Raw genomic sequence first — 12,290 nt, 5'->3', positions numbered from 1 at the left:
AGGTCATGCGTCTGTTCCGTCACGGCCTTCCAGACCGGATCATGCGTTTGTCCCGCTATTTGCTGACCTGCAAGAGCGGTAAGCGCCAATCAGTGGGGCTGCCCGCCGCTCTCAAACGCCTGGGTATCGCCGCATGAGCGAGGCTTCGGCAATCAGGCCGGCCGGCGCCGGACCGTTCTCGGGTTTCGAACGCATGGTGGCGTGGCGCTATCTGCGCTCGCGGCGCAAGGAAACGGTGATCTCGGTCATCGCATCGATTTCCTTCCTCGGCATCATGCTGGGTGTGGCGACGCTGATCGTGGTGATGGCTGTCATGAACGGTTTCCGGGCCGAGCTTTTGTCGCGCATTCTTGGCGTCAACGGGCATCTCGTCGTCACGGCGGTCGATCTTCCGCTGGAGGATTATGCAGGGCTTGCCACGCGCATCAACGGAGTGGCCGGCGTCAAATATGCCGTTCCGCTGGTCGAAGGCCAGGTTCTGGCGCGAGGCAATGTCGGTGCCGGCAGCGGCGCCCTGGTGCGTGGTATCAGGGGCGGCGACCTCGGCAAGGTCACCCTGGTCACCGGCAACATCAAGCAAGGCTCGATCGCCGGTTTCGATACGGCGGGCGGCGTCGCCATCGGCGGGCGCATGGCAAAGAATCTCGGCCTGACGCTCGGTGACACGATCACGCTGATTTCACCGGACGGCGACGTGACGCCGTTCGGCACCACACCCCGGCTGAAGGCCTATCCGGTGACGGCGATCTTCGAGGTCGGCATGTCGGAATACGACGCTTCGATCATCTATATGCCATTCTCCGAAGCGCAATTGTATTTCAATTCGGAGGGGAAGGCCCAGAGCCTTGAGGTTTATCTCGACAATCCCGACGACGTCGACGCAATCAGGCCCAAGGTGGAGGAGGCTGCGCAGCAGCAGATCTACCTGAACGACTGGCGCCAGCGTAACCAGAGTTTCTTCTCGGCGCTGCAGGTCCAGCGCAATGTGATGTTCATGATCCTGACGATGATCGTGCTGGTGGCGGCCCTGAACATCATTTCGGGCCTTGTGATGCTGGTGAAGGACAAGGGGCACGACATCGCCGTCTTGCGCACGATGGGCGCCTCACGTGGGGCCATCCTGCGTATTTTCCTGATGGCTGGAGCGGCGATCGGTGTTGTCGGTACCCTTGCCGGTGTGCTTGCTGGCGTTTTCATCTGCCTCAACGTCGAACGCATCCGCCAGTTCTTCTCCTGGATGACCGGGAAGGTGTTGTTTAATCCCGAGCTCTATTTCCTCAACGAGCTGCCGGCCAGGATGGAGTTCAGCGAGACCGTTTCGGTCATCGCCATGGCGCTCGTGCTTTCGTTCCTGGCGACGCTGTTTCCAGCCTGGCAGGCGGCTCGCCTCGATCCGGTCGAAGCGTTGAGACACGAGTAGTGCCCAGCCCATCATTGAGCTGAAAAGCGTCCTGCATCACTGTCTCGGAGAGTGCGGGTGCGTGAGCTCTTCGGCCGGCATATCAGGTCGTAAACCTTCTCTTAACCTTGCGATACCAACGCCTCGCGATTTCGTCTTTCCCGCGGCTGATGTGCGTTGACTTTGGAACAAAATTAGAACAAATTAAAAACATATCAACAACAGGAGAGAGTTATGACCGATCTGGTTCAGGATGTCGTCTCGCTGGTTTGCATGAGCGCGTTTCTCGTTTCCATGGCGATGTGGATCGGAGCCATGTGATTTTGCGGCCTTTGCCGATCTTGCCGGCGCGGTCATCGAAGGCCGTGGCGCCGTTAAGTCTTTCTTGCCGAGGCGGCTCTAGGATGAGGCTCCAAGGCAGGGAGCAGCGCGCACGTGTCGCCCATCGTCACGGCCATTCTCGTGGCCAGCAATCTCGGGCTGATTTTTCTCTTAATGACCGTGCCGCTTGGTTTGCGCACGGTCAGGTCGAGCCGCATCGTGGCAATGGACCGGCAGCGCCTCTGGCAGGCGCTGTGGCCGCTTGGCAGCGATGCCGGCTGGTCCGGCGAGATCCTGTCGGCGCAGCCCCTTGACCACGAGGGCGTGGCCCGCATCATGCTGTCGTGGGAAGGCCGCGACGGCAAGCCGATCGAGCGCAAGGCGCGGTTTGAGGATGTCGTCGAGGGCAGCCGCTTCTCAATGCGTGTGGTCGAGGATACCGCGCTCGATACCTCGTTCTGGAAGGATTACTGCGAGACCGCCGAACTGGTGTCGGTGCACGGCGGCACGCGGGTGACGCTGACCCAGACCGACCGGTATCGCGGCGTCGCTTTCCTGGTGTTCCGGTTCTTCGCCATGCGCCGCGAGCTCTCCAAGCTGCAGGGCTGGGCAAGAACCGGACAGTACCGCAAGGGCGGCTGGTTCGAGCATCCGCTGAGCCAGGTCGGCTTTGCCGTTCTGTCGGCTTTGATCCTGTGGCCGTTCTTCGGCCTCCATCTCGTCGGGCTGGCGCTGGCCGCGATCCTGACGTCTGTGGTGGCGCTGCACGAACTCGGCCACATGGCGGCGTTCCGGCTGACCGGCCATCGCAGGGCGCGGATGATCTTCATCCCGCTGCTCGGCGGCATAGCCATTGGCGGCCGGCCCTACAACAGCCGTTTCGAAGTGGCGTTCGTGGCGTTGATGGGGGCGGGGTTCTCCGCCTTCCTGGTGCCGATCGTCATTGCCGCCAGCGTGTTGGCCGGCGGCGAGGGCCACAAGGCGGCCGCGGCGCTGCTGGCGGCCCTGGCCGGCTGCGCGGCGCTGTTCAACATCGCCAATCTGGTGCCGGTGTGGAAATTCGACGGCGGCCAGGTGCTGCGCCAGATCTGCCCGGGGCCGATCGTGCTGGCGCTGGCATCCTTCTCGCTGCTGTCGGCCTTTCTGGCTCTCGGCTGGCAGGCGGGTTTTTCGCTGGGCTTTCTGCTGGCGGCCGGGGCGGTGTTTTCGATCCTCAGCCTGCTCACCGTCGGCAGCGGGGTAAAACCCCGTCACGAACTGGAACCGATCGGCACCGTCGACCGCTTCGTCATTGCCGGTGCCTTGCTCGCAGTGTTCGCCATCCATGGCTGCGGCGTGCTGTGGGCATCAGCGCAGTTGATCTGAAGCCCGGTCAGCCGGTCTTACGAGCCGCTTCGACCGACAAGGCCGCGGCGGGACCGAACACATCCTCGAAGGCGGATTTCAGGGCCAGGTCGAGATCGGCCATGGTGACCGGCAGGCCAAGGTCGACGAGGCTCGTGACGCCATGGTCCTGCACGCCGCAAGGCACGATGCCGCCGAAATGGGAGAGGTCAGGCTCGACATTGATGGCGATGCCGTGAAAGCTGACCCAGCGCCGCAGCCGGATGCCGATGGCCGCGATCTTGTCTTCGGCCGGCGTTCCGTCCGGCAGGGCAGGGCGATCCGGCCGCACCACCCAGACGCCGACCCGATCCTCGCGGCGTTCGCCGCGCACGTTGAAGGCGGCGAGCGTGCCGATGATCCACTGTTCGAGCGCGGCGACGAAGGCGCGCACATCCTCGCGCCGGCGCTTCAGATCAAGCATGACATAGGCGACCCGCTGGCCTGGCCCATGATAGGTGTATTCGCCGCCGCGGCCGGCGGCGAAGACCGGAAAGCGGTCAGGCTCGATCAGGTCCTCGATATGGGCGCTGGTGCCGGCCGTGTAGAGTGGCGGATGCTCGACCAGCCAGACCATCTCGCCGGCGGCCCCGCTGCGGATCGCCTCGGCGCGCGCCTCCATGAAGGCAAGCGCATCGGGATAGGCGGTGAGGCCGGGCTCGACCGCCCATTCGACCGGCGCCGAGCCGGGCAGGGGCAGGAACGACGTGGCGATCTGGCTGCGTTCTGGCATGACTTTTCGTTTTCGCTCGATGCACGCCCGCTCCCAAAACCGCCTTGCGCTTTCGGGCGATGTGCAATTGCCATCCATATGGCGATATCGGGCGCAAACGTCCAGTTTTGCGTGCTTATTCCGATCCTGTGGACTGTTATGCCAATCGCTTAGGATTATTGCGCATTGCGCACTTGTTTCGCCGGAAACGATTTGCTACACGCCGCGAGCCGGTCGGTTCCGGCTCCTACCACGTGCGGTCGTGGCGGAATTGGTAGACGCGCAGCGTTGAGGTCGCTGTGGGGCAACCCGTGGAAGTTCGAGTCTTCTCGACCGCACCAATTATCCCGACCGACCTTGTGATCCGGGTGAGGGCGTCCTTCGGGACAGCAGCGGAGTTCGGCGAGAACGCGCCTATCCCGTCCACCCCAGGCCCGCCGAAATGCAATTGATCGACACAAGCAGGGCGTCGGTCGCCCGCTTTTGATCCGCAGTGCCGGTGTTTTTCCTGACATCGCGCAAGAGATCGACCTGTAGCCGGTGGATGTCGTCCATCTGCCGCCGCAGGCTGTCGAAACGCCGCTTGAACATTGGAAAGCGCGCGGAGAGGTCGCCTCCGGTGAGATCGCCGATCAGGCGCCGCGTCAGCTCGTATTCTGCGGCGATCCGGGCATGGATTCGTTGGCCGGCAATGCTGTCGGCCACCAGTTCGGCGTAGAGCCGCGCGATCTCCATATCGGCCTGGTAGAGCGTCTTTTCGGCCTCGTCGACGATCAGGCGGAAGAAGCGCGAGTGTTCGAACATGCGGGCCAGAAGCTCCCGCCCGGCCTCGCCGCGCACCGCGACGAAGGCGTTCAGCGCGCTGCCGATGCCATACCAGCCGGTCAGGAGAAGGCGGTTCTGGCTCCAGGCGAACACCCAGGGAATGGCGCGCAGATCGGCAATGCCTTTGGCGCCGAAACGGCGATCCGGCCTTGAGCCCATTTTCAGGAGCGCCAGTTCCGCGACCGGGCTCGCCTGGTTGAAATAGTCGAGGAAACCAGGCTCGGCCATCAGCGTGGCATAGGATGCCTGCGACATGCCGGCCAGCGCTTCCAGCGCTTCGTTGAACTCGGGCGTTTCCTCCTGCTCGGCATCGCCCGGCGCCCCGACGCTGTGGGCCAGTACGGCGGCGGCCAGGATCTCGAGCTGGTTGAGGCCGGTGCCGCGATTGGCGAATTTCGACGATACGACCTCGCCCTGCTCGGTGACCCGCATGGCGCCGGCGACGGTGCCTTGCGGCTGCGCCGCGATCGCGCGGCTGGTCGGCGCGCCGCCACGGCTGACGGAGCCGCCGCGACCGTGAAAGAAGCTGATCCTGGCCTTGTGCTTGCGGCCGACGGCGGCAAGGTGCTTTTGCGCCTTGGCCAGTTCCCAGTTGGAGGCGAGGAAGCCGCCATCCTTGTTGGAATCGGAATAGCCAAGCATGATTTCCTGGCGCCCGCCGAAATCACGCACCGTGCGCCGCACCAGCGAGATGTCGAGCAACCCGTTCAATATGCCGGGGGCCGCCTGCAAATCGGCGATGGTCTCGAACAAGGGTACGATCCGCAGCCTGACCGTGCCGCCGCCACCGGGCGCGGTCGAAAGCCCGCAATATTGCGCCAGCAGATAGACCGCGAGCAGATCGTCAACGGAGCGGGTCATCGACAGAACGAAACAACCGATTGCGTCGGGATCCTCGTTGGAGGCATGTCTGGCGATGACGGAGAATGTCGAAAGCAGGTCGCCAGCTTCCGCCGAGAGCCGGTCAGCGTCGATCTCCAGCCGCTCGCCCTCGCTGATGGCTTTGCGAATGCGCGCCGACCATTGCGGTGTCCCCGACGTGACAGGATCGGCGGGATCCGTCAGCGCGAACAGCTCTGCCAGCACGCGGTTGACGACCGTCGAGTTCTGCCTCACGTCGAGCGAGACCGTGCGGAAGCCGAAGCTTCCGACTTGCCAAAGCAGGGGCCGGACGAAACGCCTGGCGACCGCGCGCCCGCCGATCCTATCGAGGACCGAAGACAGCGCGCTCAGGTCGGCACGAAACACCTCCGCCGACGGGTACGCCGCCGTGCCGCCGTCCCGCGTCGCCTCCAGCCGTGCAAGCAGGGCCGAAGCAAACTGGCGAAGCGGTTCGTCAGGGTTGCGCCCGGCGATCAGGTCGGCCTGTCCGCTTCTATCGAGCGCCGTTTTCAGCACCGGCATGAAGCTTGTCGGCAGCTCGACGACGTTCGAACTGGCGCTGAGCACCGTCACCAGCCGCTGCACCTGCGCCAGATACCAGCCCATGGCGGTATCGCGGTATTCGGCGATGGCGTGCGCGGTGACCGCGGCCGTCACATTGGGATTGCCGTCGCGGTCGCCGCCGATCCATGAGGCATAGCGCATGAAGGAGGGGATTCGGATCGGCGCTCCGGGATAGTGGCGCTCCAGCGCGTCCTCAAGCTTGCCGTAGAGCTGGGGTGTTGCCTCGAAGATGACTTCCCGGAAGAAATGCAGGCCCCAGGCGATTTCGCGTTCGACCGTCGGGCGTTCCAGCCGCAGCTCGCCCGTCATCCACAGAAGCTCGATCTCGCTTTCCAGATCGGCGACCAGAAGGTCGCGCTCGCGCGGCGCCCAGCGCGGCTGGTCGAGCTCGGTCAGCTTGCGATAGATGCGGCGATGGATCTCCAGCACCGTGACGCGTTTGGCCTCGGTCGGGTGCGCGGTCATGGTCGGGCCGACACAGAGTTCATCGAGCCGCGCCTGGACGTCTGCGCCCGAGTGGCCGTTCGCCGCCATCTGCGCGATCACGCTGGCGAAGGATCCCGGCACGTCGTCGACGCCGGCGCCTTGTTCCAGCTCGCGCCGCGCCCGCATGGCCAGCAACTCGTCTGATATCGCCAGCAACTGGAACCAGACGCCGCTCGCCTGGAGCGCCGGGATGCGCTGTTGCGGGGCGAGCGAGACGAGCGACCTGCGTCCGTTCAGGACGGCGGCGATCTCGGGCTCACGCGCGCTGGCGACCTGAAGCAGCAGGCGCAACAGGAGGCTGCGCTCGTCCTCGCGAAATTTGATGCGCCTGCTCTGTTCCAAACCGTTTCAAGCCGCCTTCTTCGTCCGCGCCAGCGTATCGGCCACCACCTCGCCGAAGGATGACGGTGTCGGCACGATGATGACGCCGGCCTCTTTGAGGATCTCGACCTTCTCCTGCGCCGACTCGCCGAAGGCCGAGATGATGGCGCCGGCATGGCCCATACGGCGGCCTTTCGGCGCCGACAGACCGGCAATGTAGGCGATCAGCGGCTTGCGCATGTTGTCGCGCGCCCAGATCGCGGCTTCGGCTTCCTGGGGGCCGCCGATCTCGCCGATCATCACCACGGCGTCGGTTTCGTCGTCGTGCTCGAACAGCTTCAGGACGTCCCTGAAGGAGGAGCCGTTGATCGGATCGCCGCCGATGCCGACGCTGGTCGAGACGCCGATGCCGAGCGCCTTCATCTGCGAGGCCGCCTCGTAACCCAGCGTTCCCGAGCGGCCGACAATGCCGACACGGCCCGGCAGGTAGATCGATCCGGGCATGATGCCCATCAGCGCCTGTCCCGGCGTGATGATGCCGGCGCAGTTCGGTCCGACGAGGCGCATGCGGTCCTCGAAGCGGTAGCGGCGCATATAGCGCTTGACCTGCATCATGTCCTGCGAGGGGATGCCGTCGGTGATGCAGACGCAGAGTTTGATCCCCGCATCGGCCGCCTCCATGATCGAATCGGCGGCGAAGGGCGGCGGCACGAAGACGATGCTGGCCTCGGCGCGGGTTTCGCGCACCGCGCCCTTGACGGTGTTGAAGACGGGCAGGCCGAGATGCGTCTGGCCGCCCTTGCCGGGGGTGACGCCGCCGACCAGCTTGGTGCCGTAGCGCTTCATGTCCTCGGCATGGAAGCTGCCGATCTTGCCGGTGAACCCTTGCACGATGACACGCGTGCTGCGGTTGAGCAGGATTGCCATTTCTCGACCTCCCTCAGGCTGCTTTTTTCTTCTTGGTGGCGGCGCGCCAGGCGGCGACGGCCTTTTCGGCGGCTTCGGCCAGCGTGTCGGCGACAATCACCGCCTCGCCGGAATCGGCCAGGATCCTGCGTCCTTCCTCGGCTCTGGTGCCGGAAAGCCGCACCACCAGCGGCACGGTGACGCCGACCTCGCGGATCGCCTTGATGACGCCCTCGGCGACCCAGTCGCAGCGGTTGATGCCGGCGAAGATGTTGACCAGGATGGTCTCGACATTCTTGTCGCCGAGCACGGCGCGGAAGGATTTCGCCACCCGCTCGGGCGAGGCGCCGCCGCCGATATCGAGGAAGTTGGCCGGTTCGCCGCCGGCGATCTTGATCATGTCCATGGTCGCCATGGCGAGCCCGGCGCCGTTGATGATGCAGCCGATATTGCCGTCCAGCCCGACATAGGAGAGGCCGCGGTCACTGGCGAAGGTTTCGCGCGGGTCTTCCTGGCTCTTGTCGCGCAGCTCGGAGATTTCGGGCCGCCGGAACAGCGCGTTCTCGTCGAACGACATTTTGGCGTCGAGAGCGACGAGGCTGCCGTCGCGGGTCACCACCAGCGGATTGATCTCAAGCATCGAGGCGTCGTAGTCGCGGAACACCTGGTAGCAGCTGAAGATGGTCTCGGTCGCCTTGCCGATCAGGCTGTCCTCCAGCCCGAGACCGAAGGCGATCTCGCGCGCCTGGAAGCGCTGCATGCCGACGCCGGGATCGACGGTGGCGCGGATGATCGAATCCGGCGCCGTCTCGGCGATCTCCTCGATCTCCATGCCGCCGGCGGCCGAGGCCACGATCATGACGCGCTCTTCCTTGCGGTCGAGCACGAAGCCGAGATAGAGCTCCTGCGCGATGTCGACGGCTTCCTCGAGATAGAGGCGCGAGATCAGCTTGCCGCGCGGGCCGGTCTGGTGGGTCACCAGCTTGCGCCCGAGCATGGCTTCGGCCGCGTTGGAAATCTCCTCGTCGTTGGAACAGACCTTGATGCCGCCGGCCTTGCCGCGCGCGCCGGAATGGACCTGCGCCTTCAGCACCCATTTGCCGCCGCCGATCTCGCGCGCCCGGTAGGTCGCCTGTTCGGGGCTGTAGGCCAGGCCGCCGCGCGGCACATGGATCCCGTGCCGGGCGAGCAGTTCCTTGGCCTGGTATTCGTGAATGTCCATCTTGTCCTCCCGTAATTCTCTTTGTTTTTCCGCAATTCCGGACGGAAAACCGCTCACACTTTTCCTGGAATTGCTCTATTGCGCGGCGGCGTATGGCCGGCCGGCGCGTTCGATGGCGTCGTTGACCACCAGAACGTTCCTGGCCATCCGTTCCGAAGCGGCGTCGATCATCTTGCCGTCGAGCGCCGCGGCTCCCTTTCCCTGTGCCTCCGCCTCTTTCAGCACCTCCAGGATGCGGCGGGCGCGCGTGACTTCCTTTTCCGGCGGCGAGAACACGTCGTTGGCCAAGGCAATCTGTGAGGGGTGGATCGCCCATTTGCCTTCGATGCCGAGGGCTGCCGCACGCCTGGCGGCGGCCTTGTAGCCTTCCGGATCGGAGAAATCGCCGAACGGCCCGTCGATGGCGCGCAGGCCATAGGCGCGGCAGGCGACTGTCATGCGCGACAGCGCGAAATGCCACTGGTCGCCGGGATAGTCCGGGTTGAGGCCGCCAATGTTGACGGTGCGCGCCTTGTTCGAGGCGGCATAGTCGGCGACCCCGAAATGCATGGCTTCCAGCCGGCCTGATGTGGCGGCGATCGCCTCGACATTGGCCATGCCAAGTGCCGTCTCGATCAGCGCCTCCAGGCCGACGCGGGTCTTGAAGCCCTTGGCCATCTCGATCTGGTTGATCATGGCCTCGACCATGTAGAGGTCGGCAGGCACGCCGACCTTTGGCACCAGGATGGTGTCAAGCCGGTCGCCGGCCTGTTCCATGACATCGACGACGTCGCGGTACATGTAATGTGTGTCGAGGCCGTTGATGCGCACCGAGACGGTCTTGCCCTTGGCGCGCCAGTCGATGTCGTTCAGCGCCTGGATGATGTTCTTGCGGGCGCGCTCCTTGTCGGGCGGCGCCACCGCATCCTCGATGTCGAGGAAGATGAAGTCGGCGGCGCTGTTGGCCGCCTTGTCTATCATCTCGGGACTGGAGCCGGGAACCGCAAGCTCGCTGCGCTGCAGCCTGAGTTTCTTCAGATGGTTGATGGTGTGGCTCATCGTCTTTCCCCTCAGGCCGCTTCGGCGACCGGCACCGCGGCCGAGGCGCGGAAATGCTGGATGGCGGCGCCAACGCCGGAGCCCGGCGCCAGCCGCACGCCGCAATCGAGCAACGCCATTTCAGCCGAGGACAGCGAGGTCAGCACCATCACCTCGTTCAGCCAACCGAGATGGCCGATGCGGAAGACCTTGCCGAAGACCTTGTTGAGGCCGCCGCCGAGCGATGTCTGGTAGGCCTGGTAGGCGCGCTTGACGACGTCGTCGCTGTCGATGCCTTCCGGCACGAGAATGGCGCTGACCGTGTCGGAATGCCATTTCGGCGCCTTGGCGCAGAGCTTCAGGCCCCAGGCATCGACCGCCTTGCGCACGCCTTCGGCGAGGCGATGGTGACGGGCGAAGATGTTCTCCAGCCCTTCCTCGGCGATCAGGTCGAGCGAGGCGCGCAGGCCGCGCAGCAATTGCGTCGCCGGCGTGTAGGGGAAATAGCCGGCATCATTGGCGCGGATCATGTCCTCGAAGGAGAAGAAGCAGCGCCGGTGGGTCGCGGTCCGCGAAGCCACCAGTGCCTTTTTGCTGACCGACAGGAAGCCGAGCCCGGCGGGCAGCATGAAGCCTTTCTGCGAGCCGCTGACGGCACAGTCGACGCCCCATTCTTCCTGACGGAAGTCGATCGAGCCGATCGACGAGACGCCGTCGACGAAAAGGAGCGCCGGGTGGTTCGCGTCGTCGAGCGCGGCGCGGCAGCCGGCGACATCGCTGGTCACGCCGGTGGCCGTTTCGTTCTGGGTGCAGAATACCGCCTTGATGCGGTGCGTCCTGTCAGCCTTCAGCCGCTCCGCATAAAGCTCGAGCGGCACGCCGGTTCCCCATTCGCAGTCGATCACGTCGACCTCGAAACCAAGCCGCTCGGCCATGTCGACCCACAGATGCGAGAACTGGCCGAAGCGCGACATCAAAACGCGGTCGCCGGGGCTGAGCACATTGGTCATCGCCGCTTCCCAGGCACCGGTGCCGGAGGACGGGTAGATGAAGACGCGGCCCGTCTCGTTCTTGAAGACGCGTTTGATGTCCTCGAACAGCGGCAGGGTGAGGCCGGGGAAGGACGCCGCGCGCATGTCCTCCATCGGCAGGTTCATCGCCTGCCGCACCTGCTCGGGAATGTTTGTGGGTCCTGGGATGAAGAGATGTGTGAACCCAGCCATGCGCGAACTCCTCCTATCGTTTTGGATTGTGGAGGAAGTTTCGCGTCGATGCGGCCGGCCAACAACACCTTGCCGGGTAAGTTGTCGGCCCGCGCGGGTGGGGTGCTCCTACCCGGTCGGCCTACCCGATCGGTGATTTGGGGCTTCGACGCTTCTCGCTCAAATAGAGCGCGACCGCCATGGCCCGGTTGCGGACATCCAGCTTGTCGTAGAGATTCTTCAGGTGGTATTTCACCGTATTCTCCGAGATGCCGGTCCGGGTCGCGATCTGCAGGTTGGTCCAGCCGTCGGACAGCACCGCCAGCAGTTCCCGTTCGCGCACCGTAAGCCGGGACAAAGGCGTGTCGTTGACCTTGTTGATGTCGATATAGGGAATGCAGATGCGGCCATGCGCGACGGCGAGGATCGTATCGAAGATGATGGCGGGGTCGTCGAACTGGAAGCAGTAGCCCTGAGCCCCCAGGCGCACGCACTGTTTCAGGATGCCGATGTCATGGTCGTTTGAAAAGACCGCGATGCGAACGTTGAGCTTGCTGTCCTGGATCTCGGCCAGGACGTCCGCGCCGTCCATGTCGGAGAGCTTCCAGCCGATCACGGCGACATCGAACTCCTGTGCCGTTGCAAGCTCCAGGAAATGCCTGCCGCTTTGTACCGAGGCCACAAGTTCGAAGCGACCGTCGCATTCCAGCATTTCGCGCAGGGCCGATATGACCAAAGGATTGCGTTCGGCGACGACCACGCGAACGCGCCGCTGTTCCATTGCATCGTCGTGTGTCCGTGACCTGATCTTCAAGGGCTTCCGGCTTCGTGTTGCGGCCTGGCGGGTCCTGCCGATGCCTGGACCTGCATCATGACAATTCTGCCCCAACGGGGCGAGGGTGCTCTTTCCCCAGCGACATCGGCTGTCGCGCCGCCGGAAGCCGAAGCGCGCCGTCCTGGCGGTGAAACGGATAATCCGGGTGGGCACGACAAGGCGGTATCGTCGAAGCCCGGCGTGAGCGGGCAGGGATGGGTTTGACCTGAAATACC

General features: G+C 64.5%; 9 protein-coding genes and 1 tRNA gene. 3 read left to right on the top strand and 7 right to left on the bottom strand.

All coding sequences use genetic code 11. The features are described from left to right. Nucleotides 1–133 precede the first annotated feature (133 nt). Together FJ967_RS11600 and FJ967_RS11595 are read left to right on the top strand one after the other, a co-directional pair. Nucleotides 134–1,420 (top strand): lipoprotein-releasing ABC transporter permease subunit, encoded by a 1,287-nt coding sequence (locus tag FJ967_RS11600; RefSeq protein WP_140731843.1) that lies wholly within the window; start codon nt 134–136, stop codon nt 1,418–1,420. Nucleotides 1,421–1,834: 414 nt separating this feature from the next. Beyond that, entirely contained in the window at nt 1,835–3,085 is a 1,251-nt protein-coding gene (locus tag FJ967_RS11595; protein WP_140731842.1) for a site-2 protease family protein, read from the top strand. A gap of 7 nt (nt 3,086–3,092) precedes the next feature. Here FJ967_RS11595 and lipB read toward each other — a convergent pair whose 3' ends face one another. Beyond that, nucleotides 3,093–3,836: a lipoyl(octanoyl) transferase LipB gene (gene lipB / locus FJ967_RS11590; RefSeq protein WP_140731841.1), complete on the bottom strand. Its 744-nt coding sequence runs from the start codon at nt 3,834–3,836 to the stop codon at nt 3,093–3,095. Nucleotides 3,837–4,071: 235 nt separating this feature from the next. Here lipB and FJ967_RS11585 point away from each other — a divergent pair. After that, nucleotides 4,072–4,156 (top strand) — tRNA-Leu (locus tag FJ967_RS11585). A 73-nt stretch (nt 4,157–4,229) separates the two neighbouring features. Here FJ967_RS11585 and FJ967_RS11580 read toward each other — a convergent pair. The 6 genes from FJ967_RS11580 to FJ967_RS11555 form a co-directional block, all read right to left on the bottom strand. Next, complete coding sequence (locus FJ967_RS11580) at nt 4,230–6,914, bottom strand: phosphoenolpyruvate carboxylase (RefSeq protein WP_140731840.1); 2,685 nt, start codon at nt 6,912–6,914, stop codon at nt 4,230–4,232. A 6-nt stretch (nt 6,915–6,920) separates the two neighbouring features. Next, complete coding sequence (sucD, locus tag FJ967_RS11575) at nt 6,921–7,820, bottom strand: succinate--CoA ligase subunit alpha (protein WP_140731839.1); 900 nt, start codon at nt 7,818–7,820, stop codon at nt 6,921–6,923. Nucleotides 7,821–7,833: 13 nt separating this feature from the next. Further along, nucleotides 7,834–9,057 (bottom strand): malate--CoA ligase subunit beta, encoded by a 1,224-nt coding sequence (locus FJ967_RS11570; protein ID WP_348643093.1) that lies wholly within the window; start codon nt 9,055–9,057, stop codon nt 7,834–7,836. 39 nt (nt 9,058–9,096) lie between these two features. Then, nucleotides 9,097–10,059: a CoA ester lyase gene (locus FJ967_RS11565; protein WP_140731837.1), complete on the bottom strand. Its 963-nt coding sequence runs from the start codon at nt 10,057–10,059 to the stop codon at nt 9,097–9,099. A gap of 11 nt (nt 10,060–10,070) precedes the next feature. Then, entirely contained in the window at nt 10,071–11,261 is a 1,191-nt protein-coding gene (locus FJ967_RS11560; protein WP_140731836.1) for an aminotransferase class V-fold PLP-dependent enzyme, read from the bottom strand. Between the two features lie 121 nt (nt 11,262–11,382). Next, nucleotides 11,383–12,021, bottom strand: a complete 639-nt coding sequence (locus FJ967_RS11555) for a response regulator transcription factor (RefSeq protein ID WP_140731835.1) — start codon at nt 12,019–12,021, stop codon at nt 11,383–11,385. Nucleotides 12,022–12,290: the final 269 nt, after the last annotated feature.

The sequence above is a fragment of the Mesorhizobium sp. B2-3-4 genome (assembly GCF_006442315.1).
Lineage (GTDB): Bacteria > Pseudomonadota > Alphaproteobacteria > Rhizobiales > Rhizobiaceae > Mesorhizobium.
Note: the sequence above shows the minus strand (reverse complement) of the source record. Positions and strands in the feature narration are given on the sequence as shown.